The sequence below is a fragment of the Arcicella sp. LKC2W genome (assembly GCF_034931005.1).
GTDB lineage: Bacteria > Bacteroidota > Bacteroidia > Cytophagales > Spirosomataceae > Arcicella.
On the sequence record NZ_JAYGIN010000001.1, the window covers coordinates 147,719 to 170,564 of the forward strand.

21 protein-coding genes are annotated in these 22,846 nt (G+C 34.6%); 5 read left to right on the plus strand and 16 right to left on the minus strand.

What is annotated here, in order from left to right; genetic code table 11:
- Window positions 1-14: 14 nt before the first annotated feature.
- Entirely contained in the window at window positions 15-974 is a 960-nt protein-coding gene (locus tag VB796_RS00590; protein WP_323344566.1) for a vWA domain-containing protein, read from the minus strand.
- A 257-nt stretch (window positions 975-1,231) separates the two neighbouring features.
- Here VB796_RS00590 and VB796_RS00595 point away from each other — a divergent pair, with 257 nt between their 5' ends.
- Complete coding sequence (locus VB796_RS00595; protein WP_323344567.1) at window positions 1,232-2,149, plus strand: RluA family pseudouridine synthase; 918 nt, start codon at window positions 1,232-1,234, stop codon at window positions 2,147-2,149.
- 255 nt (window positions 2,150-2,404) lie between these two features.
- Here VB796_RS00595 and VB796_RS00600 read toward each other — a convergent pair whose 3' ends face one another.
- The 3 genes from VB796_RS00600 to VB796_RS00610 all read right to left on the minus strand — a co-directional run bounded on the left by VB796_RS00600 (window position 2,405) and on the right by VB796_RS00610 (window position 5,831).
- Window positions 2,405-3,640 (minus strand): ATP-binding cassette domain-containing protein, encoded by a 1,236-nt coding sequence (locus tag VB796_RS00600; RefSeq protein ID WP_323344568.1) that lies wholly within the window; start codon window positions 3,638-3,640, stop codon window positions 2,405-2,407.
- Between the two features lie 116 nt (window positions 3,641-3,756).
- On the minus strand, window positions 3,757-5,382 hold the full coding sequence (gene groL / locus VB796_RS00605) for a chaperonin GroEL (protein WP_323344569.1): 1,626 nt from the start codon (window positions 5,380-5,382) through the stop codon (window positions 3,757-3,759).
- Between the two features lie 170 nt (window positions 5,383-5,552).
- Window positions 5,553-5,831, minus strand: coding sequence for a co-chaperone GroES (locus VB796_RS00610; protein WP_109743117.1), 279 nt, complete (start codon window positions 5,829-5,831; stop codon window positions 5,553-5,555).
- A 330-nt stretch (window positions 5,832-6,161) separates the two neighbouring features.
- On the opposite strand from VB796_RS00610, the gene VB796_RS00615 reads away from it, so the two are divergent.
- Entirely contained in the window at window positions 6,162-6,875 is a 714-nt protein-coding gene (locus VB796_RS00615) for a hypothetical protein (protein ID WP_323344570.1), read from the plus strand.
- Window positions 6,876-6,976: 101 nt separating this feature from the next.
- Here the strand turns inward: VB796_RS00615 and secG are convergent, their stop codons facing one another.
- The 6 genes from secG to miaB all read right to left on the minus strand — a co-directional run bounded on the left by secG (window position 6,977) and on the right by miaB (window position 12,254).
- A complete protein-coding gene (secG, locus tag VB796_RS00620; protein WP_323344571.1) occupies window positions 6,977-7,336 on the minus strand; it encodes a preprotein translocase subunit SecG in 360 nt (119 codons plus the stop codon).
- Between the two features lie 125 nt (window positions 7,337-7,461).
- Window positions 7,462-8,169, minus strand: coding sequence for a hypothetical protein (locus tag VB796_RS00625; protein ID WP_323344572.1), 708 nt, complete (start codon window positions 8,167-8,169; stop codon window positions 7,462-7,464).
- A gap of 43 nt (window positions 8,170-8,212) precedes the next feature.
- Window positions 8,213-8,620, minus strand: coding sequence for an LptE family protein (locus VB796_RS00630; protein ID WP_323344573.1), 408 nt, complete (start codon window positions 8,618-8,620; stop codon window positions 8,213-8,215).
- Window positions 8,621-8,789: 169 nt separating this feature from the next.
- Window positions 8,790-10,127 (minus strand): sigma-54 dependent transcriptional regulator, encoded by a 1,338-nt coding sequence (locus VB796_RS00635; RefSeq protein WP_323344574.1) that lies wholly within the window; start codon window positions 10,125-10,127, stop codon window positions 8,790-8,792.
- A gap of 102 nt (window positions 10,128-10,229) precedes the next feature.
- Window positions 10,230-10,781: a Uma2 family endonuclease gene (locus tag VB796_RS00640; RefSeq protein ID WP_109743111.1), complete on the minus strand. Its 552-nt coding sequence runs from the start codon at window positions 10,779-10,781 to the stop codon at window positions 10,230-10,232.
- Window positions 10,782-10,793: 12 nt separating this feature from the next.
- Complete coding sequence (miaB, locus tag VB796_RS00645) at window positions 10,794-12,254, minus strand: tRNA (N6-isopentenyl adenosine(37)-C2)-methylthiotransferase MiaB (protein ID WP_323344575.1); 1,461 nt, start codon at window positions 12,252-12,254, stop codon at window positions 10,794-10,796.
- 375 nt (window positions 12,255-12,629) lie between these two features.
- Between miaB and VB796_RS00650 the strand changes: the two genes are divergently transcribed.
- On the plus strand, window positions 12,630-12,863 hold the full coding sequence (locus tag VB796_RS00650) for a hypothetical protein (RefSeq protein ID WP_323344576.1): 234 nt from the start codon (window positions 12,630-12,632) through the stop codon (window positions 12,861-12,863).
- A gap of 111 nt (window positions 12,864-12,974) precedes the next feature.
- On the opposite strand, the gene VB796_RS00655 is transcribed toward VB796_RS00650, so the two are convergent.
- Window positions 12,975-13,523: a histidine phosphatase family protein gene (locus tag VB796_RS00655; RefSeq protein ID WP_323344577.1), complete on the minus strand. Its 549-nt coding sequence runs from the start codon at window positions 13,521-13,523 to the stop codon at window positions 12,975-12,977.
- A 7-nt stretch (window positions 13,524-13,530) separates the two neighbouring features.
- Window positions 13,531-15,024 (minus strand): serine hydrolase domain-containing protein, encoded by a 1,494-nt coding sequence (locus tag VB796_RS00660; RefSeq protein ID WP_323344578.1) that lies wholly within the window; start codon window positions 15,022-15,024, stop codon window positions 13,531-13,533.
- Between the two features lie 267 nt (window positions 15,025-15,291).
- Here VB796_RS00660 and VB796_RS00665 point away from each other — a divergent pair, with 267 nt between their 5' ends.
- Window positions 15,292-16,269, plus strand: coding sequence for a YitT family protein (locus tag VB796_RS00665; RefSeq protein WP_323344579.1), 978 nt, complete (start codon window positions 15,292-15,294; stop codon window positions 16,267-16,269).
- A 99-nt stretch (window positions 16,270-16,368) separates the two neighbouring features.
- On the opposite strand, the gene VB796_RS00670 is transcribed toward VB796_RS00665, so the two are convergent.
- Window positions 16,369-18,864 (minus strand): BamA/TamA family outer membrane protein, encoded by a 2,496-nt coding sequence (locus tag VB796_RS00670; RefSeq protein ID WP_323344580.1) that lies wholly within the window; start codon window positions 18,862-18,864, stop codon window positions 16,369-16,371.
- Window positions 18,865-18,881: 17 nt separating this feature from the next.
- Between VB796_RS00670 and VB796_RS00675 the strand changes: the two genes are divergently transcribed.
- Window positions 18,882-19,619, plus strand: a complete 738-nt coding sequence (locus VB796_RS00675) for an RNA methyltransferase (protein WP_323344581.1) — start codon at window positions 18,882-18,884, stop codon at window positions 19,617-19,619.
- Window positions 19,620-19,653: 34 nt separating this feature from the next.
- Here VB796_RS00675 and VB796_RS00680 read toward each other — a convergent pair whose 3' ends face one another.
- The 3 genes from VB796_RS00680 to VB796_RS00690 all read right to left on the minus strand — a co-directional run bounded on the left by VB796_RS00680 (window position 19,654) and on the right by VB796_RS00690 (window position 22,631).
- Complete coding sequence (locus VB796_RS00680; RefSeq protein WP_323344582.1) at window positions 19,654-20,394, minus strand: queuosine precursor transporter; 741 nt, start codon at window positions 20,392-20,394, stop codon at window positions 19,654-19,656.
- A gap of 109 nt (window positions 20,395-20,503) precedes the next feature.
- Entirely contained in the window at window positions 20,504-21,715 is a 1,212-nt protein-coding gene (locus VB796_RS00685; protein ID WP_323344583.1) for a pyridoxal phosphate-dependent aminotransferase, read from the minus strand.
- Between the two features lie 154 nt (window positions 21,716-21,869).
- Window positions 21,870-22,631 (minus strand): hypothetical protein, encoded by a 762-nt coding sequence (locus VB796_RS00690; RefSeq protein ID WP_323344584.1) that lies wholly within the window; start codon window positions 22,629-22,631, stop codon window positions 21,870-21,872.
- Window positions 22,632-22,846 lie beyond the last annotated feature (215 nt).

The following is a 22,846-nucleotide window of genomic DNA, read 5'->3' on the forward strand; positions in this document are numbered from 1 at the left end:
AATGGGAAGGGGAATTATAATTGAAAAGTCCTCACTGTGAAAAAAACATCAATTCCGAGCAAAAATAATGCAATGATTAGAAAATAAAAATATTTATTTGCGATAACATCAATTTGACGCTCATCAACAAGGTCTGTTTCTATATTTTCAACCCTCATTATTAATTCATTTATACTTTCAGAAACACTTTTAATTTCTAAATAGTTGCCTTTCGTTTCGGCAGCTAATTTCTTTAAGGTGGCTGTTTCTAATTTTGTCACCACGATATTTCCGTCTTTATCTTTTTTGAAAGATTTTCCGTCTCTAATCGTAATGCCATCGGTAGTGCCAACTCCAACCGAAAAAAAATTAATTTCCTTTTGTCTAATTTTTGCCTTTAAAGCTTTATTCTCAGCACCAAAATTTTCGCCATCACTAATAAGCACTATCACTTTTGACTGCGTTTTTGCCTTTGCTTTTGAAAATCTATCTAATGCCAATTCAAGGGCTGGCGTAAAATTGGTTCCTCCTTCGGGTAATAAATCAGTGTTGATTTTTGGAACAAGATAATTAATGGCATTATTGTCAAATGTCAGTGGTGATAACAAAAGAGCATCTTCTGAAAATACAATAAGTCCAATTCTATCTTTACTAAAATGATTAATAAAACGATTGAGTTCAAACTTTGCTTTTTCTATCCTACTTGGCTGAATATCAGTCGCATCCATTGACTTCGAAATATCAATTAGTAATAAAATATCTTTCCCTTGTGCCTTAACCGTTCCTTTTAACTCCCCAAAAGATGGATTCAATAATGCTAATAACATCAAACTAAAATAAACTCCTCTGAGTAAGAATTTCAACACACTCGACCCCGCAGAAGTACCTAAACGGCGAGCAATCCAAAATATTCGACCTAAAAATATTAGGTACAATATCAAGAAAACTGCTAAAAACCATTGTTCAGTATTACTAAATTCGGAGGTAAAATTCATATATTGATATTTGGTTGTTGATGTTTGATGTTCATAATTCGATGTTTAGGTTTTTGACTTCGAACACCTAACATCAAATCAATAATTTTTGCTTGAAAAAATTGAATTTGAATGATATTTCTCAAAACTTTCTACGAAAATAATACACTGGTACGATAAAACAAGTCAAGAATGAAATCAAGAATGGTATTGAAAATGAAACATTGAATTAAGAACTTCAAAAAAACATCTACCTTTGTTACCGAAATAATATAATCATGAAAGAATTTATCAAAAAAGATAAGCCTCAACAAGCAAAAGAAGCTAAAACAAACAAAAATCATTTTGAAGTTACCGAAGAAATTCAATTACTGACATTTCTTTTGGCAAGTATGCCTCATAAAAGTCGCCACAATGTCAAGTCCCTCCTTCGAGATAAACAAATTTTAGTCGATAACCGAGCAGTTACGCAGTTTAATCAGGTACTAAAGCCCAATCAAGTTGTTGACATTAAGGATAGCAAAGCCCCGCAAGAACAACGTTATAAAGGACTTAAAATCATTTTTGAAGACCAATATTTAATTATTATTGAAAAAAGCGAAGGAACGCTTTCTATCGCTACTGAAAAGCAAAAATTACATAATGCGTACAGTATTTTAAGTGACCACGTTAAGAAGGAAGACCCAAGAAATAGAATATTTGTGGTTCACCGTCTCGACCGTGAAACGTCAGGTTTAATGATGTTTGCCAAAAGCGAAAAAGTGCAAGGACTACTTCAAGAATCGTGGAATGCTACCATTCAAGAAAGAACATATTTGGCAGTAACTGAAGGTTGTGTAAAAGAAGAAACTGGTACAATAGAGTCGTATTTAGTTGAAAATAAAGCTCTTACTGTTTATTCAACTCGTAATCCTGACCACGGAAAACACGCCATCACTCATTTTGAAGTTTTCAAAAAAAGTGAACATAATAGTTTATTAAAAGTGAATTTAGAGACGGGGCGTAAAAACCAAATTCGTGTTCACATGAAAGATATTGGTTCTCCGATTGTAGGCGACGAAAAATATGGTGCTAAAACTGACCCAATCGGACGTTTAGGGTTACACGCTTGGGTTTTAGCATTTGTTCACCCAGTAACGAATGAACAAATGTATTTTGAAACGCCAATACCGAAGAAATTTCTTTGGTTATTTTAATTATTCCCTTTAGGTAGGTAGAGACAAGGCATTGCCTTGTCTTGTATCTATTTTTATAATTTTCAAAGGTTCAACTATGATTTATACGAGACTGCCATCCGTACAAATCATAATTGAACCTTTCCAATTTGATACGAGACAAGGCAATGCCTTGTCTCTACATTTATAATTTGTAATTGGATATGACACAAGGCATTGCCTTGTCTATATTTTTATAATTTTCAATTGGACATGAGACAAGGCAGTGCCTTGTATCTACCTAAAAATTCCTTCCGAACCATGAACCGAAGGATTCAACGTAAAAATACTTCTTGGGTTCAGTCCTTCTTCATTTCTATGAGACACATACAAAATGGTTGTATTAGTTTCATTCGCAATTTTATTAATCAGAGCAATTGCCAAGCGTGTATTATGGTCGTCTAATCCTGCGATAGCTTCATCTAAAATCATCAAAGGGGGATGTTTTACCATTGCCCTAAGTATTAAGGCTAAACGTTGCTGTCCAGAGGTTAAAAAGCAAAATAATGTATTGGCAAGATTCGACATATTAACCAAAGTCAACCATTCTTTTGCCAATTTCACATTCAAATCTGAAGGATTGACATAAAGACCAATCGAATCATAAAAACCCGAAACAACCATTTGCTCCAAAGTGTGTCTGGTAATAAATAAATCGGTCATACTTGGCGTTACGTAGCCAATTTTATCTTTAATATCCCAAACAGTTTCTCCAGAACCTTTTTTCCTTCCGAATAAGTACAAATTTTGTCCGTAACCTTTCGGATTATCTCCTGTAATCATGGATAAAATAGTGGTTTTTCCTGCTCCGTTTGGACCTATTAAATGCCAAAAATCACCTTTTCCAATTGTCCAAGTAATATCTTTTAGAATTGGTTTTTCGTTGTAACTCACATTTACTTTATCAAAAATGATTAGTTCATCTTCCAAATCCGAATAAATATGAGTTGTATCAGGAATTTTACCAACTAATATATTATCCTCCTCCATTTTCATAAACTCCTCATTATCAGCACAAATATGCAATTTATTATCTTTGTCAACCGTAATAAATTCATTGATAAAAGGCAACAAATCTCGCTTACGATGAATAATTTGAATAAGCAAAACTTGATTTTGAACTTCAATCAGCTTAGTCAATAAAGATTCTCTAATTTTTACATCAAGATTATCAAACGGATTATCCAAAATGATATAATCTGTTTTTGTGGTCATCAAATAGTCTAATAAAGCCTTTTTCTGTTCTCCACTCGACATTGATTTTAAGCTTCTATTTTGCGATTTTGTAACCTCTGTAAAACCGTGACGGTCTTCTTCATCCAAAAGTTCATCAATGCTGATTTTGGAAAAAAGTGACCCTTGTAAATCATTAAAATTGGCTAAAATTCCAGTAGCTTTTTGAGATAAAATCTGTTGGATAAATGCTTGTTTATTTACTTCGTTGGACAGGAAAATGGCTTGATGATTCGGCATTTTAATTAAGTGTGGTGATTGGGTATATGTTTACAAAAGTACAATCAAATCCATAAAAAAACTCCCCAAGAAAGTAAATTCAAGGGGAGTTTTTCTATTTTGAAACGAATTCAGAATTACATCATTCCGCCCATTCCGCCACCACCATGTGCGTGTGGAGCTTCTGCTGCTGGCTTGTCTGCAATTACACATTCTGTTGTTAACAACAATCCTGCGATTGAAGCTGCATTTTCTAAAGCCAAACGAGTTACTTTAGTTGGGTCAATAATACCCGCTGCCAACATATTTTCGTATTTATCTTCACGAGCGTTATAACCGAAATCAGCTTCTCCTGCTTTTACGGCATTAACCACTACTGAACCTTCACCACCTGCGTTAGCTACGATTGTTCTCAATGGAGACTCAATAGCTTGACGAATAATGTTGATACCAGTTGTTTGGTCTTCGTTTTCGCCAACTAAACCGTCTAATGCACTGATAGCACGGATTAAAGCAACACCACCACCTGCAACGATACCTTCTTCAACGGCAGCACGTGTAGCGTGTAAAGCATCATCAACACGGTCTTTTTTCTCTTTCATTTCAACTTCAGTAGCTGCACCGATGTAAAGAATAGCAACACCACCTGACAATTTAGCCAAACGTTCTTGCAATTTCTCACGGTCATAATCAGAAGTTGTATTTTCGATTTGAGCTTTGATTTGGTTTACACGAGCTTCGATACCATCTTTTGCACCTACTCCGTTTACAACAGTAGTATTGTCTTTGTCGATGATAACTTTCTCTGCTTGACCTAAATATTCAATTGTAGCGTTTTCTAATTTGAAACCACGCTCTTCTGAAATTACAGTACCACCAGTTAATACAGCGATGTCTTCTAACATTGCTTTACGACGGTCACCAAAACCTGGAGCTTTTACAGCCGCAACTTTTAATGCACCACGAATTTTGTTTACTACCAAAGTAGCTAAAGCCTCTCCGTCAACATCTTCAGCGATAATTAACAAAGGACGACCCGTTTGAGCAACACCTTCTAATACTGGTAACAATTCTTTCATTGAAGATACTTTCTTCTCAGAAATCAAGATGAATGGACGTTCTAATTCAACTTCCATTTTCTCAGTATTTGTTACAAAATATGGAGATAAATATCCACGGTCAAACTGCATACCTTCTACTGTTTTAACTTCAGTTTCAGTACCACGAGCTTCTTCAACAGTGATTACACCTTCACGACCAACTTTTTCCATTGCATCAGCAATCATTGTTCCGATTGTTAAATCAGAGTTCGCTGAAATTGTTGCAACTTGAGCAATTTGTTGAGACGTTTCAATTGATTTTGATTGAGACTTCAATGAAGCAACAACTGCTAAAACCGCTTTATCAACACCACGTTTCAAATCCATTGGATTTGCACCTGCTGCTACGTTTTTAGAACCAATTGTATAGATTGCTTGAGCCAAAACAGTTGCAGTAGTTGTACCGTCACCTGCTTGGTCAGCAGTTTTAGAAGCTACTTCTTTCACTAATTGAGCACCCATGTTCTCAACAGCATCTTCTAATTCAATTTCTTTTGCTACCGAAACACCATCTTTCGTAATTGTTGGTGAACCGAATTTTTTATCAATAATTACGTTACGACCTTTTGGTCCTAAAGTTACTTTAACAGCGTTTGCCAAGGTATCAACGCCTTTTTTCAGTTTATCACGGGCATCCGTGTCAAAAAATAATTCCTTTGCCATTGTTATTTGGTTATTAGTGATTAGTTATTGGTGAATGGAAAAATATTTTACCGTAACTAATCATATTTTTTCAAAAAAGATTTTAATAATTTTTGCTTTAAAAGTATGGGGTACCTAATAATTGTGAAATTATGAATCTAATTTCCAATCACCATTTACCAATCACCTCCTTACAAAATTGCGAAAATATCGCTTTCACGCATGATAAGATAATCTTTACCTTCTACTGCGATTTCAGTTCCTGAGTATTTACCATACAAAACAGTATCACCAACTGAAACGGTCATTGGCTCATCTTTCTTGCCAGCACCTACTGCTACAACTGTTCCTCTTTGTGGTTTTTCTTTGGCAGTGTCAGGAATGATAATTCCGAATGATGTTTTTTCTTCTGCGGCTGCTGGTTCTACCAGAACTCTGTCAGCCAAAGGCTTAATACTAACTGTTGACATTGTTTTTTGTGATAAGTTATTTTTTGTATTTGATTTTTTAGGTTTTGTAAAGGTGTTAGGTTTCTAATATTAGATTTTAGCAAACACTTATTACATTGAAACTAACTCCTACAATACAAATTTCGTCATATTTTGTGCCATTGTCCAAAAAGCGGAAAAATTGTCAGGTTTTACACTCAAATACGAATTTCATACAATTTTACTTTTGACTTCTGTCAGTCTTGAAAATATTATACTGAAAAGTTGACATTATGCGTATAAATGTTAATTTTAAATATTGATGTTTGCTTTCATTTGAATTTCATAATCCTTCAACAAAAATTAAAGCCTATGAAAACATTAGATAAAGACTGGCTAACCACTGGACTGATTGATTTTGAGTATAAAAAATATGTACTTCTGGCATATCTACAACACGTCAAAAGTAATTTCAAAAATCAAAAATTGTATCCAGACCTACGGGACTTGCAGTATCATTACGAATATTCAAAGTATTTTAAGGACGGAATTGAGCAAATGAGTGACCTTTTTCCAAAAAGGATTCGAGACTTTAATACCGATGATTTGAATATCGTTTATGAGTCATCTCCACAGCCCGACAATCATTATATCACCGAATTGGAGTCTATCATGAATTATGCTCTTCCACGATTTGAAAATGCTATCAACGAAGGGGAAGAAATTGTGGCAGAAGTGCAAGATAATATCAACGTCACCCCTATCGGGATTTTACCACTTTATAAAAATGACGGTTATTTATTAGTTCATGAACCTACAATTAGTGAAACATTGGTTTATCAATATAATTTGACGGTTTTTGAAGGCAAAAATGAGAAATTACGGGGAGTAAAAACTTTCTATGTCGAGACTGTCAGAAAAAGTGTTTCGACTACTTTCGAGAATATAAAATTAGATTTAGTCAAAAAATATAAGCACTTACCCAATCCTGCGACGTATCTGGTAGAATCAAAGTATATTTTGCCTTTGGAAGAAACATTATTACCCATCGCTAAATGGAAAATTGTGGAGGAAGTGACGAGATGAGGAGTTTTTGGGGTTAGGTGTTAGAAAAAACAGATACCCCTAAAAAACCAAAAAAGGAAACTCGTTTGAGTTTCCTTTTTTGGTGATAAGCTATAAATATTTTATTTCTTAGTTGTATCAGATGGCTTAGCAGTTGGATTTGTTCCAAGACCTTGTGCAGGTGCTGCCGCAGGAATACCTGCTTTACCTTTAGCTGCTTCAACGTTTGAAGACTCAATGCCACTTCCTGTTTCAGTAGGTGTGATAAATTTCGTTGCCAAAACTAACACAGCAATTGTAATTGCACCACCCCAAGTAATTTGTTCTAAAAGGTCACCAGTACGTTGTACACCGAACATTTGGCTTGCGCCAGCAGTTCCAAATTCACCTGAAAGTCCTCCTCCTTTTGGATTCTGAATTAATACTACAAAAACTAATAAAACTGCAATAATGCAAATAACTACGATAACTGCTCCGAACATTTCTTTTTAATTTGAAAATTTGAAAATACAATAATTTGAAAGTGAAGGATTTGAAAATTTGAAGTGGCTATATAAGTAGCAATATTTTCAAATTTTCAAATTGACATATTTTCAAATTAGAAAAATTATGCCAATTCTTTAATTTTGGATGCAAAGTACGCTTTTTTTTCTGGGAATTTCAAAATTAATTTCTGATAAACCTCAATTGCTTTTTCTTTTCTGCCCTGCATGGTTAATATTTTGGCATAGCTTTCGGTTACAATTCCTTTTTCTAATTTACTACTTTTAACGGATAAATCCTCTTGCCTGCCCATTGCCTCTAACTGACTTTTTGTAGTACGAATCAAACCAGGGTCTTTTATCAAGAAACTATCGATAATAGAATTTTGAAGTTGCTTTTTTTGAGCAATTTCATCAATTAATAAATCTTCAACGGCTGTCGAGTTAGTCAGCATATCAAGATTTGAAATCATCACTGTCTGTTCTGTAATATTATCTTCCTCAAGGGCAATCGCTTCTTCTTCGGGAGTTTCTTTTAATTTATGCAGATATTCTGATTCAAATTTTTGGTTTGAATTTGTGATTACTTCATTTCGAAAACTTCCATTTATCAATTTTCTCAAGGCATTTCTACTCACGGCATGGACAGAAGCATGACGAATTTTCTCAAAAGCTAATTCTTCAGCATGATGAGCGTGATAACCTTTTGCCAAAAGTGTATGTCCTAATTGGCAATATGGATATTGTTTGGTAATAGACTCAATTGTTTTCACGTCCGACAATGAAATATTGGCAGGGTGAGCAATAAGATATGAGAAAACGTCTTTATTCATCTTAATTTAATGAGAGATTGAGTGAATGATAGAATGAGTATAACTACCATTCTCCCGCAGTTTTATTAAAAATATCCAAGATTATTTGGTCTAAAATCTTGGGAATTAATTCGCCCTGAACGGCTGTAATGGTTTGGGTTTGGGCAAAATCTTGATAAAAAGAAAACTCTTGGTCATAATTTTTATTTTCATCTTTGGCATTGGTAAATTTCACTTGAATAGTGATTGTTAAGCGGTTTAAACCTCCTTTATCATCAGAAGTTGGGGCTTTTGCTTCAACGGAAAAACCTGTTATTGCCCCTTCAAACATCAAATCAGGATTAACATTTGTTGTTTTCAAGGAAGTATTTCGCTGAAAATACTCCTTCATTTTTTCATTAAATGTCAAACTTAAATTGGCTGGTCCACCCGCAGTTTGAAAGGCAAAGTTTTGAATCTGAATCGTTTTCAAATTTGGGTCAAGACTCGCCCCTCTGAAGGTGTAACAAGAAATCAGTGAGCAGTAAACAGTGAACAGTAAACAGTAAACAGTAAACTTTCTCACTTTAAAGAATATGTTTTTTATTTTATTCAGCATGGACTGATAACTAATAACTGATAACTGATAACTGATAACTAAACTACTCTTCTTCAATATCATATTGTTTAATTTTACGGTAAAGGGTTCTTTCAGAGATTCCCAAATCTTGTGCGGCATATTTCCGTTTATTTTTATTTTTCTGTAAAGCTTTGATAATCATATCTTTTTCTTGCTTTTCTAAAGAAAAAGATACTTCTTCCGCTTCATGGGTAACGTCAATAAAACCGCTTTTATTTTCGTGATTTTCGCCGTTTAAGTTAATTATTGTTAATTCTGGATTTGGGGTATAATTTCCTTGTCCAGTTGGTAAAATTCTCGCTGGATTTGTCTCTGGCTGATACGTATTTGGCGTGTACGGAAACGCTCTATCATTGTCCATATTTTGAAATAATCCTTCATTTTGTTTCAGAATATCAGGGTTTATTTCTCCATTTTTCAACACATCCAAGAACATTTTTTTTAACTCCGTAACATCCTTTTTCATATCAAAGAGAATTTTATAAAGTAATTCTCTTTCTGAAAAATTGTCTGATTGCTTTTCCTCAAAATCTCTACGCATCAAACCGTTACCGATAGATTGTCCGTTATTTTTCTGTAAATAACTACTTAATTTTGCTCCATCAATTATTCTATCATCGACTTCCAAAATAGAGATTTGCTCGGCTAAATTTTTTAATTGGCGAATATTACCTGGAAATCGTTGCGACAATAAAATGTGTTGAGCGTCTGGTGTTAGTTGAATAGGTTTAATTCGATATTTTTCAGCAAAATCAGTCGTAAATTTTCTAAACAACAACTCAATATCCATTCCTCTATCTCGCAAAGGAGGCACAAAAATCGGTACGGTATTGAGACGGTAATATAAATCTTCTCTGAATTTTCCTCTTTCAACGGCGGTCATCAAATTGATATTCGTCGCTGCCACTACACGTACATTTGTCTTTTGAACTTTTGAAGACCCAACCCGAATAAACTCACCATTTTCGAGTACACGTAATAGGCGTGCTTGCGTTCCTAAGGGCATTTCAGCTATTTCATCCAAGAAAATCGTTCCGCCATCGGTTACTTCAAAATAACCTTTTCGAGCATCAATTGCACCCGTAAAAGCCCCTTTTTCGTGTCCAAATAGTTCAGAATCAATTGTTCCTTCGGGAATTGCCCCACAGTTTACGGCAATAAATTGACCGTGTTTACGAGCTGAAAGATTATGAATAATTTTAGAGAATGATTCTTTCCCTGAGCCACTTTCACCTGTTATCAGCACCGTCATATCGGTTGGAGCAACTTGTCCAGCTACTTCAATGGCATGATTTAATGCGGGCGAGTTTCCGATAATTCCGAAACGGGCTTTTATGGATTGTAATTCTGTAATTTGCATATATTTTAGGATTTAGGGGTTAGGATTGGGGACTTAAAATTAGATTTTCAACTAAAATTGCTTAAATCTAAAAACCAATCCCTAAATACTAACACCTAATTATCACTTCCAAATTCTACTGAAATCAAAGACAACTTTACAGTCTTCAATATCAAAAATGTAGGTATCATTCTCAGATTCAAATACTTGTCGATATCTTCCTTCAATCATTTTGTAAATAGTAGCCTTATTAACATCAGGGTCAATAATGCAATAATATTTAACACCTTGGTCTTGGTAAAGGTCAAATTTTATGGTTAAATCTTTTTTACGAGTCGAAGGGGAAAGAATTTCAAAAACCAATTTCGGAATGCTAATAATATACTTTCCATTGGAGTTTTCACAAATAATGGAAGCATCTGGCTGAACGATGGTACTTTCATCAATTTTCCAATCAATTGGCATCATAGCAGTACAATCGTCACACCCATTTCGCTCTAATTCTTCATCTAAAATTCTTACGATTTTAACGTTGATTTTCTGATGTTTGAAAACAGGTAAAGGACTCATTGAAAACGGTACACCTGCAATGAGTTCCCATTGATTTTCCCATTTTTTATAATCCTCATAAGTATAATGAGGTAAATCAGAAAGGCTTAATTGAAATCTGTGCATTTGGATTATTTTTTAAGATTTTATCGCAATTCCTTTCAATGTTGCCGTTGAACAAGACGTTATTGTTACCATCACATAATCTCCTTTGCTGTAATTTTCTTTCGGGAAAACAACTTTTTTATTGTTGTCTGTTCTTCCTTGTAGAAAATCATCCGAACGCTTTGAGAACCCTTCAACCAATACTTTATGAACTGTACCGATTTCTCTATTATTACGTTCTTGCGATAAACGTAATTGCAAATCAATGATTTCAGCCAAACGTCTTTGCTTCACTTCTGCTGAAATATCATCTACATATTTCTTAGCGGCTGGCGTTCCAGGGCGTTCTGAATAAGCAAACATATAACCGCAATCATATTTTACATATTCCATCAATGACAATGTATCTTGGTGTTCTTCTTCGGTTTCAGAACAAAAACCTGTAATCATATCTTGTGAAATGGCACAATCTTCACCTAAAATTTCTCTAATTTTATCAATTCGATTGATGTACCAATCACGGTCGTATGTACGGTTCATTATTTTCAGAATACGACTATTTCCGCTTTGAGCAGGCAAGTGAATATATTTACAGATGTTTTCGTACTTTTTCATGGTAAAAAGCACTTCATCAGTAATATCTTTTGGATGAGAAGTAGAGAATCGCACTCTTAATTCTGGATTAATCAAAGCTACTCTTTCCAATAGTTGAGCAAAATTGACAGTTTCAGAACCATCTTCGGAAGCCCATTTGTATGAGTCAACATTTTGTCCTAAAAGCGTTACTTCTTTAAAACCATTGTCTAATAAATCCTGACATTCTTTGATGATGGAATATACGTCACGTGAACGTTCACGTCCACGAGTGAAAGGTACAACGCAAAACGAACACATATTATCGCAACCACGCATGATGGAAACGAAAGCAGTAACTCCGTTAGAATTTAAACGAACTGGCGAAATATCGGCGTATGTTTCTTCTTTCGATAAGAAAACGTTGATGGCTTTTTGCCCATCTTCGGCTTCGCTCAAAAGATTTGGAAGGTCACGATAAGCATCTGGTCCAGCTACTACGTCAACGATTTTTTCTTCTTCTAAAAATTTCGTTTTCAAACGTTCCGCCATGCAACCTAATACCCCAACGACCATTTCTGGACGCTTTTTCTTTAAATGAGTGAAGTTTTTCAGACGATTTCTAACCTTCTGTTCGGCATTCTCACGGATGGCACAAGTATTTAAAAGGATGACATCGGCATTCTCAAAATTGGCAGTTGTGGCATAGCCTCCCTCTTGAAGAATGGAGGTAACAATCTCTGAATCAGAGAAATTCATCTGACAGCCGTAACTTTCAATGTATAACTTTCTTTTACCTGTTGTGTCAGCTTGTTCGACACTTGTACGAGGCAATTCTAAAGCTTCTTTGTCTTCTTCTTTAAGTATTTCTAATTCTCTCATTTTCGATGTTCGGTATTCGATTGTTGATGTTTTTTTCATTAACAACCAAATATGTAAGTCTTAAATTAAGTTACAAATTTACAAAAAATTATGACAGAATGGCAGATTATGTTGAAATATTAGGAAGTTCATTAGGTGATTTGTAAGGTGCTTTCTATTTGTTTAAACGAAGGTTCATGCAATTTATACCGATTTCAACAAAACAATATAATTTTATGAATCATGTTCAAACACGAATTTAACAATTGCTGGAAGAAAACGAACTTCTCGTTCATTCAATTGAAACAATTGTAGAAAATCATCCTCAAACATCTACATAAAACATTATTAATCAATATGTTAATCCGACGGAACAATATTTTAACAACTCAACCAAAACAGTTCTTTAACTCAATAAAAATAAATCTCAAAGCTATGATTTTACAATTAGACCCTGCTATTTTAGTTGATACTCCACTCGGAAAAGGACATGGTATCTTCATTATTGACTACGGAATGCACCAAAATACTTGTTGGGTAGTGGCTATTCAAGAAACTGGAGTGATTAAACACTTTGATTGCAATGATGTCATTCTTGCTACAAATTATACGTATGGAATGAATTTATCGAAGCATGGTTTTAAGCATGACGAAGAAAGTGCAAATTAGGTAGATGGTTTAGGTGTAACATTAAAACGGGTTAGTAATAAATCAATGGTACTATTATACACAAAGATTATCTTCAATTGACTCGAAAATAATCTTTGTGTGCTATCATTTTTAATTCCCTTTCATCATTTCCAAACCTTCAGCATTCGAGTTTTTTGCTCCGTAATGCTCAACTTTTACATTTGCTGCCTTTCCATTTTTTAGTTTTACGGTAAATAAATAATCATATTCTTGGTCACTAATTTCTGGAATTGGTCTTTTACCTCCTAAAGCTTCAATTGTTTCTAAAACAGTATTAGAATGTCCAACAACTAAAATTTTATTGCCTTCATTTTCAGTTAATAATTGATTGGCAAAAACCTTTAAATCTTTTGGCTCGTAGATTTTAAGGTCATTTTTTTTTGCCTCCGCCAAAGGTTTTGCAGTCAATTTGGTTCGCTGATAATTGGTAGAAAAGATATTATTTATCTTTTGCTTTTTTAATTTTTGGGCTAAATCTAAAGCCCTTTGTTGTCCTTGTTCCGTTAAAAGAGGGTCTTTGTCCTTTGGATTTACCGTAACTTTTTCAGCATGACGCACTAAATAAATAGTGGTATTTTGGGCTGACAATCTGAAAATGGTGAGATAAAAGAATATGAAAATGATTGATATTTTCTTCATGGTTGACTTATTTTTTAATTTCTTGAATGTGATATTCTTGAATAAGAGCAGGTTTTTCGGGTGAAAGCGTAAAGCTAATTTTTATATTGGCGTTTTCGCCTTCAACAATAAAATAGCCTCTTAAATTATTCTCAGGTACCATTTCGTTGATTTTCAAAATCTTCCCTGCGTTCACAAAAACAGACTCTGCTTCATTTTTGAGAGGTTTTACAAAATAATCTAAGAAAAAGTTTTCCGCAAAAATTCCTGATTGTTCCGCATTTTGCCAAGAAGGTAAAATATTCATCAATTCCTTTTGACGTTGTTTTAAAATTGCTGAAACAGGAATTGGCTTTGGTTTTAGATGTGCCAAAGCGATTAATGTATCTAAAATCTGAGTATTTAAGGCACTGGCAGGTGCATAAGTACGATTGGCAAATGAAATAATTCCAATGCCGTATTCTGGCAACATTTTCCAATTACTCCCAAAACCTGGTAAACCTCCGCTATGTCCAATATTGGTAATATGATTACAGTCTTGAACCCAACGCAAACCATATCCGTAAGCTGATACGTTTGGACAAGGTTTCCCCATCGCATTTTTGTTATCAATACTAAAATAACTAAAATTCCAAGGCTGGTGCATTTCTCTGAGTGAACTTCTTTTCAAAACAGGTGATTCTTTTTTATCCGAAACGGTAGCCGAAAGATGAAAAGTTAAATATTTCCCAAAATCATCAATGGTCGTGAGCATTCCGCCCATTGCCCCGTAAGCACCATCGCCAAGCATGGGTTGTTCTACCCAATTTTCATCCATCCAACGATACCCAATTGCCAATTGATTTTTAGGCACTTTGGTATAATCCCAATAGGTGTCATTCATGCCTAATGGCTTCAAAATGTGCTGATTGATATAATTTTGATACGTTTGCCCACTTATTTTTTTGATAATATAACCCAACATAGCGAATCCCATATTTGAATACTCATAAGCAACGCCTGCGGTATTTGAGAATGAGATTCCTTTCTTAAACATTTTAAGCATTGTTTCGTCTGAAATTGCTAATTGACGGTCGCCCCAAGGATTATCTTCTGGAAAACCTGCGGCATGAGTCAACAAATGACGAATGGTAATTTCGGGAGAATAGGCTGAAAACTTTTGTCCTTTTATTTCGGGAATGTAAAGAGAAACAGATTCGTCTAATTTCAATTTACCTGCATCCCGAAGTTGCAAAATTGCCATTGCCGTAAAACTTTTTGACATCGACGCAATCCGATAAACGGACTTACCGTCAGCCAGTGTTTTTGTTGTGGCATTCGCTATTCCGATATGATTGGAATGTACTATTTGCCCATCAATTACCAAACCGTAAACCAAACTTGGCAAATGATTTTTCTCAGCAAAATCTTTACAAATTTTGTCAATTACTGGCAAGGCGGACTTTACTTGCTCTGTATTTTGAGCATTCAAGAACGATTGAACAAACAGTAAAATCGAACTAAACAATAAACATTTTTTCATTTAATTTGTGTTAAAAAATTTGGAAGATGAGTTGATGAAAATTAATACTAATTTAAAGCAGAATTATAAAAAATTGGGCAGTGTGAGAAAAAGTATTCAAACTTCCGAACTTTGTAATACCTCTCCAAATCAATCCTGCTAAATTGTCAATAGAATTCATTTTTTGTTTAATTCTCAGCCATTTTCGTGTTTAAACTAACGTCTGGCAAGGTTTTTTTGTCATTATATTTGAGCCATTGGCTTTAATCGAATCAAACACACTACATAATGAATCCAATCCTGAAACAGTTAGTAATTGACACTTTAACTCGCAAGTTGAATCAGAAACCTAAAGATTTCAACGCATATTCCAGCTATGAACTCGAAAAAGGTCTTATAGCCTTAAAAAGTACACTTCGAGGATATTTTAAAGACTTTTTATTTATTACTGCTGGAGTATTTTCGGCTGCTTTCGGATTTAAGGGTTTTTTATTGACAAATCACTTCATCGACGGTGGAGCAACAGGGATTTCACTCCTTATTTCAGCCCTTACTTCCATTCCATTAGCTATTTTATTAGTGGTTGTGAATATCCCATTTATCCTTTTAGGATACCGAATTATGGGAAAATCATTTGCCATAAAAACAGCTTTGGCTATCTCTGGATTGGCTTTAGTTGTGGCAACAATTTCTTTCCCTAATATCACAAACGACAATCTTTTAGTAGCACTTTTTGGTGGTTTTTTCTTGGGTGCAGGCATAGGATTATCCGTTCGTGGAGGGGCAGTTATTGATGGAACTGAGGTTTTAGCTATTTTTCTAAGTCGTAAATTTGGTACAACAATGGGCGATATTATTATTATGATTAATGTTCTCATTTTTGGAACTGCCGCCTATTTTTTATCCGTAGAAATTGCTCTTTATTCAATGGTAACGTATTTAGCAGCCTCAAAAACGCTTGATTTTGTGATTGAAGGCATTGAAGAATATACTGGTGTGACGATTGTTTCAACGCAGAATGACGAAATTAGAGAAATGATTATTACCAAATTAGGACATGGCGTTACGATGTATAATGGCCGAGGCGGATATGGAAAAATGGGAGAATCAAAAAGTATAGAAATTATTTATACCGTTGTTACCCGACTTGAACTAAACAAACTAAACGAAGCTATCAATAATATTGACCCAGAAGCTTTTGTGGTCATGAGTAGCATAAAAGATACCAAAGGAGGAATGATAAAAAAACGCCCTTTAGACCATTGAGTTGGGGATTGGGGATTGGGAATTGGTTATTGGTTATTGGTTATTTTGGATTGGAAATTTGTCACTAATTCACAACTCACTAAATCACAAATCACTAAATCAAAACGGATAACCAATACCAAAGTTTAAGGCTAATGAATTAGAATAACCATCGGATTGGGTATTAGTTCTAAAATTAGATTTATCTCTAAATAATACCCAACGGTTTCCTTCTTCTTGCGAAGGGTCGATTACTTTTACTGCCCAGTCTAAACGAAGCACAAAGAAGGATAAATCGACTCTTACGCCAAAGCCAGTTCCTACCGCAATTTCTTTATAGAATCTATCAAATTGAAAATCACTACCTGTTAAACCTTCCGTATTCTGCCCTTGAAAACGCCAGACATTTCCTGCATCTACAAAAAATGCTCCGTTAATATTATAATCTCCCAAGAAACGGATAATTTTAAAACGATATTCGGCACTTGTTTCCAATAAAATACTGCCAGGTTGGTCTAAATTTCGGAAGGAGTAAGCCGAACCTGGCCCCAAAGTTCTTGGTCGCCATGCACGAATACTACTTGGACCGCCCACAAAGAAGTTCTTCTCGTAAGGTAAATTTCGTCCTTCACCATAAGCATAAGCAATACCTGTGTTGATTTTGTAGGCAAAACTTGCGTTTTTACTACCGCCAATTGATAAATATCGACGATAATCAGCATTGAATCTCACAAATTTAAAAAACTGCAAACTATCTCCGAAAAGACTTGAAACGAAGCCAATTTTACCCGAAGGGAAAAAATTGAGTGTCGTCCCGCCCGATTCCATCAAAAGGCGTAAATAATTCCCCTTCTTAATTTGTCCGTAAGGGTCATCCGTATAAGTGTACGAAGCACTAATCGTAGAAACAAAAGAACGGTTAAAACTCTGTCCTAAATTATTCCCTTGTGCTTTTAAAGTATCCAAATAATCTAAAAATGCTTTGGTTTGGTTATTGGTGAAAATTAAGTTTAAGTCCACCAACGACACCTGCCAAAATTTCTTGGGTGAAGGTCGCCAAACGTAAGTTCCATTAATTTTAAAATTCAAACGGCTATATTCCTGCCTTGACGTAAACTCTGCTCCAACGCCAAGGCGAGTTTGTGGAGTAAAAGCATTTAACTTCTGAGCTAAAAAATTAGGAGCTAATATTTTTGGAACGATAAGAGAAGTATTTAATCCTAATTCTAAATTTCGACTTACAACATCCGTATCGAAAAAGCCCGTTTGAGCTTCAAACCCAAAACGTAAATTAGTTTCTAATGAACTGGCACTACCTTGAATGTTTCGTACTTTGAATATCGTATTAAAAAAAGGTCCAAAAACTAAACGAAACACACTTCCGCCCGTCTCAGCTGTAAACTGATATTTATCTAAAGGACGTGTATAAATAGTGGCATCTAATAAACCACGAGTCGTATCAAAATTAATTCTGGTAAACTGAAATTGGTCAAGTCCATAAAGATTCTTCTCCGTTTGTAGGCGGTTATTTAACTTGTACAATTGGTTCGGACGAATATCAATTTTTGAATCTAACAACTTGGTAGAGAACCTTTTATTCACAAAAATGTATTGAATATTTCTGTTATAAATTGTATCAACTTTGGGAACAGTAATGGCAGGCGACGAACCATCAGAAATAAAAGTAACCTTATTGATAGGATATGCTTTTCTATAATTCGGGTTTTGTGGTGGTCTTGAAGGATTAGGAATATAGGTTATCGCAGCGATACCTTTTGTAATAGCCGTATCAAGGTCATTGACACGAATGGAAATATAATCTTTTGAAAAATTATAATAGCCATTATTTTTTAGCAGATTTTCAATGCGTACTTTTTCATCGTTATAATCCTCCAAAGTCAATCGCTCTCCTGCTTTCAAACGACTTTCATTTTGATTTGCTCGTAAAATTTCACGAATAGTTCGGTCTTGAACCACCAGTGAATCTACTTGTTTTAACGGATAAAAAGTACCTTCATCAACCAAATAAGTCACATCAATACCACGACGATTAAAGAAAGTTGAATCCTTTTTATAACTCACTGAATAATTAAAAAAACCGTGATTTTTGAGGTATGTCTTTACTTTTTCAACATTTTTAATGGCATCAGCTTCATAAAAATAAGACGGAGCTTCACCGAAAGTTCGCATTGCCCAATTGCCTTCATTGATTTTTCGGGTCAATTTTTGGGCTTTAGATTCTTTCTTTTTGGCAATTTTCAAATATTCTTCCGAATTAATATCAAGCCCCTTTACTCTTTGGTCAAAATCATCGTTTAACTTTGTGAGTTCCTTTTCCCAAATAACCTTCTTTTCAGCATAAGATTTGTAAGAAAACGGAGGCAATTTGGCAGAGAATAATTGGTAAAAATAAAGTCCCGTAGTGATGGGCGTGTATGGAAGACGTTTATTAGGTTTTTGGGGCAAAAGAGCTTCTAATCGTTCTTTAGGTAAAGTTTTGTTACCTCTAAAAGTCTGAGACGATAAAAGCGGTTCTGTAAAAACACTCTTCGGCGAACAACCGAAAACCAATAGCATCAAAGCAAAAAAGGATATATTTAATAAGGCTCTTTTCAATTAAAGCGAAAGTATAAATGATAACTAAAAATCAAATTAAATACATTAATTCTCTACAACAAAAGAAATTTCGTTCAGAACATCAATCTTTTATTGTGGAAGGGGCAAAAAGTGTGCTTGAATTATTAAAATCAGACTTTGAGCTTGAGTTATTATTTGTCACCCAAGATTTTTTCAATAATTACGAAGAAATTTTGCAGAAATTGCCCATTCAAGTCGAATTAGTAAATCAACAAGACTTAGAAAAATCAGGCTCGTACAGCTCAAATAACGCCGCCCTTGCCGTAGCTAAAACGAAAGAAAACGAAGAATTATTGGTCGGAGAAAATGAATATGCCCTAATTTTAGATGATATTCGTGACCCAGGAAATTTAGGCACAATTATCAGAGTGGGCGATTGGTACGGAATTCATAAAATAATATGTTCGCATTCAACCGTAGATTTTTATAATCCAAAAGTGATTGCTGCTACGATGGGTTCATTCACAAGAACAAAATTGTATTACACTGATTTAGAAGAATTTATCAATAAACAAAGCACTCCAATTTACGGCACATTGCTCAATGGAAATAACATTCACCAAACCAAATTTGCGAAATCTGGCTATATTATCATCGGCAACGAAGCTAACGGAATTTCGGAAGATATAGAAAAATTAGTTACCGATAAAATAACCATTCCAAGTTTTGGCGGAGCAGAATCTTTGAATGCGGGTATTGCAACGGCGGTAGTTTTAGATAATTTAAGAAGATAAAAAATCGGCTATCAAAATTTGATAGCCGATAAAATTAATCTTTAGCCAAATACTTATCTATCAGATTATGAGCCAGATAAATAACGGGTGTGAGTAAAATTGCCGTAAAAAATTTATATAAATAACTGTTTAACGATGTTGAAATCCACTGTTCAATCGTCCAATTTCCAAAAAGAACAAAAGCAATTCCAATCACCACGAAGCTATCTATCAACTGTGAAACCAACGTTGAACCCGTTGCTCGTAACCAAATCTTTTTGCCATTCGTTTTTTCACGAATAAAATGAAATACGTAAGCATCTAATAATTGGCTCAATAAAAATGCCGTTAATGAACCTATAATAATACCTAAACCTTGTCTGAAAATTTTCCCAAAAGCATCATTGATATTAAAATTATCGTCACCTTTATTTACCTCAATCCAGAAATCCGCAGGAGTCAACAAAGTGGCTCCGTAAATAATGATAAAACAATAAGCGATAAAACCTGCCGTCCAGTAAGACACTTTTCTTACACCTTTTTTTCCAAAATATTCATTGATAATATCCGAAGTGATAAAGACAAAAGGCCAATTCAATGCTCCTGCCGTTTGGTTTATATCCCAAACTCCCATAAAAGTCTGTAAATGAAGTGGTTGAAAACCTAAAGTCCCTTCCACAGAAAAGATTTTCACCCCAATAATTTCAGCGACAATGGCATTGGAAAGAAATATTCCGAAGAGAAAAATAAAAAGAACGGTTCTTTTTGAGTTAAATAATGATGTGTCAATATTCATTGTTTGTGGGAATGTTGAATCGTTGATATTTTAACAACAAAAAAAGAGGTCTTTGTTCAGTACCAAAGACCTCTTTAACAAAAATAAACAGAAAAATTAGATTTTATTCCTACTTACGATGATTTTCAAAATGTAAAATCATTTTATTCATCGCAATTTCTAATTGTTCTAAATGTGGTAAAAATACAATTCTAAAATGGTCTGGTTCTTTAAAATTAAAACCTCGACCACCAACAACCAAAATCCTTTGATCTTCCAATAAACTTAAAACAAAGTCTCCATCATTTTTAAAGTCAAACTGCTTCAAATCAATTTTAGGGAACAAATACATGGCTCCTTTCGGACGCACACATGAAATTCCTGGAATCGAAATCAACTTTTCATGTGCCAATTTCATTTGTTTATATAAACGTCCATCCGAAGTAACCAAATCATTAATCGACTGATAACCTCCCAAAGCCGTTTGAATACCATATTGCGTTATTACATTGGAACACAAACGCATAGAAGCCATAAAAGTAAGCCCTTCAATGTATGATTTTGCTTTGTGTTTTGCACCTGTCAAAATCATCCAACCTCCTCTAAAACCTGCGGCACGATAGTTCTTTGACATTCCACCCATCGTAATAATCAGTGTTTCTTCCGACATTCCCGCTGTGGTGTGATGAACTGCTCCATCATAAAGAATTTTATCATAAATTTCATCCGCAAAAACAATTAACTTATGTTTTTCTGCCAAACGAACAATTCCCTCAACAATATCTTTTTCGTAAACTGCACCCGTTGGATTGTTGGGGTTAATCAAGACAATTCCACGAGTTTTCTTGGTAATCTTCGCCTCAATATCTTTTAAATCTGGATTCCAATCTGATGCTTCATCACATACATAATGTACAGGCGTACCACCCGCCAAACCCACAGAAGTCGTCCAAAGTGGATAATCGGGCGAAGGTATTAATATTTCATCGTGCGGATTCAAAAGAGCCGTCATCGTCAAAGCAATTAACTCACTTACACCATTACCAATAAAAACATCATCAATTTCAGTATTTTTCACTCCACGACTTTGATAATATTGCATAACGGCTTTACGGGCGGCAAACAATCCACGTGAATCTGCATAACCTTGGGCATTACGAATATTCATAATAACATCATGAATAATCTCATCTGGTGTTTCAAAACCAAATGCCGCAGGGTTACCAATATTCAAAGAAGTGATTTTGTAGCCTTCTCGCTGCAATTGCAGGGCTTTTTCGTAAACTGGACCACGTATATCATAGCGTAGCGAGTCCAATCGTGAGCTTTTTAATATTTCCATTTGGTAACAAGTTGTAGTTTCTCCGAACAAGTTGAGAAACTGGATTTTAAAAGGATTGCAAAGTTCATAAAAAATTAAATGAAATTTAGGTAAAAAATAAAAAAAGGCTAAAGAATTGAATTCCTTAGCCTAAGCGAAAATTTTGACAAACAATTTATCGTCTCACCTCAAACCATTGTTCAAAAAGAAAATTAATTGGATTCGTTGTACCTTGATAACTCAACTGAACAAACTTAGCGTGAGAGTTTGCTTCCAAAAATACACCTCCACGTATCGAAGTGCCAGGTAATAACGTTGTTGTTCTAAAATTTTCTTGTTGCCACATTTTCCCATCGTGTTCGAGTTTATTCATTCTTGAGTAAAAATTTTCATGGTCTATAATTCTTTTTACTTGAGCAACTTGTACTACCGTTTCTGCAACTCTTGCAGTTTTCCATGCACTTTCAGTATATCTACCAGAGCTGGCAATTAGGGCGGCAATACCTCCAACAAACAAAACGGTATTGACCACTCTCGCTCGTTTAATTTTAGATTCCTGAAAAGCAATTTCTCGTCTAATCAAGTTCATTTGTTCCTGCGGTTCAACACCTTCATAAGAATAAACATATTTTCCATCTAATGACTGAAGTGTTTGTTTATTTTCATCAAGCGGAGTAAATAAAAAATCTTTGGGCGAAACAGTCAATGGCTGTGATGTATTATTAAACACTTCAACATCAAAAATCATATACTTTTGGTATTGTCCATCGTAAGAAGCCACAATTTTAATATCGTCACGTTCTTGTTTAACAATCTGCTTACCTCCATCAAAAATAGATTCTTGCTCAACAGGCTTCAATCGCATCACCTTTGTAGATGCACAAGAAGTCAAAAAGAGTAAAAACAATACAATTGTACAATGTTGAAAAGATTTCATCTTCTAATATTTAAAGGAATATGAGTTATTTTTTATCAACAGACACTTCAAAATCCTCTACCCCCTATTCAAAATTACCCTAATTTCAGATTTAACGCATTTTTGTGCAAAAAAATATTCAAATATAAGTGTACAATAACTCCCTGTTTTTCAAAACAGTACAAGAACAAGTACAAAAAAGTTTCAAAAAATTTAAAGTTTTTTTCTCTTTAGGC

Bases quoted from the DNA above. Each gene is read 5' to 3' on its own strand.
- VB796_RS00685 (WP_323344583.1), bottom strand. From the start codon at position 21,715: ATGGAAATATTAAAAAGCTCACGATTGGACTCGCTACGCTATGATATA.
- VB796_RS00635 (WP_323344574.1), bottom strand. From the start codon at position 10,127: ATGCAAATTACAGAATTACAATCCATAAAAGCCCGTTTCGGAATTATC.
- VB796_RS00590 (WP_323344566.1), bottom strand. From the start codon at position 974: ATGAATTTTACCTCCGAATTTAGTAATACTGAACAATGGTTTTTAGCA.
- VB796_RS00595 (WP_323344567.1), top strand. From the start codon at position 1,232: ATGAAAGAATTTATCAAAAAAGATAAGCCTCAACAAGCAAAAGAAGCT.
- VB796_RS00660 (WP_323344578.1), bottom strand. From the start codon at position 15,024: ATGAAAAAATGTTTATTGTTTAGTTCGATTTTACTGTTTGTTCAATCG.
- secG (WP_323344571.1), bottom strand. From the start codon at position 7,336: ATGTTCGGAGCAGTTATCGTAGTTATTTGCATTATTGCAGTTTTATTA.
- VB796_RS00665 (WP_323344579.1), top strand. From the start codon at position 15,292: ATGAATCCAATCCTGAAACAGTTAGTAATTGACACTTTAACTCGCAAG.
- VB796_RS00640 (WP_109743111.1), bottom strand. From the start codon at position 10,781: ATGCACAGATTTCAATTAAGCCTTTCTGATTTACCTCATTATACTTAT.
- VB796_RS00655 (WP_323344577.1), bottom strand. From the start codon at position 13,523: ATGAAGAAAATATCAATCATTTTCATATTCTTTTATCTCACCATTTTC.
- VB796_RS00680 (WP_323344582.1), bottom strand. From the start codon at position 20,394: ATGAATATTGACACATCATTATTTAACTCAAAAAGAACCGTTCTTTTT.
- VB796_RS00675 (WP_323344581.1), top strand. From the start codon at position 18,882: ATGATAACTAAAAATCAAATTAAATACATTAATTCTCTACAACAAAAG.
- VB796_RS00625 (WP_323344572.1), bottom strand. From the start codon at position 8,169: ATGAATAAAGACGTTTTCTCATATCTTATTGCTCACCCTGCCAATATT.
- groL (WP_323344569.1), bottom strand. From the start codon at position 5,382: ATGGCAAAGGAATTATTTTTTGACACGGATGCCCGTGATAAACTGAAA.
- VB796_RS00610 (WP_109743117.1), bottom strand. From the start codon at position 5,831: ATGTCAACAGTTAGTATTAAGCCTTTGGCTGACAGAGTTCTGGTAGAA.
- VB796_RS00600 (WP_323344568.1), bottom strand. From the start codon at position 3,640: ATGCCGAATCATCAAGCCATTTTCCTGTCCAACGAAGTAAATAAACAA.
- miaB (WP_323344575.1), bottom strand. From the start codon at position 12,254: ATGAAAAAAACATCAACAATCGAATACCGAACATCGAAAATGAGAGAA.
- VB796_RS00615 (WP_323344570.1), top strand. From the start codon at position 6,162: ATGAAAACATTAGATAAAGACTGGCTAACCACTGGACTGATTGATTTT.
- VB796_RS00690 (WP_323344584.1), bottom strand. From the start codon at position 22,631: ATGAAATCTTTTCAACATTGTACAATTGTATTGTTTTTACTCTTTTTG.
- VB796_RS00650 (WP_323344576.1), top strand. From the start codon at position 12,630: ATGATTTTACAATTAGACCCTGCTATTTTAGTTGATACTCCACTCGGA.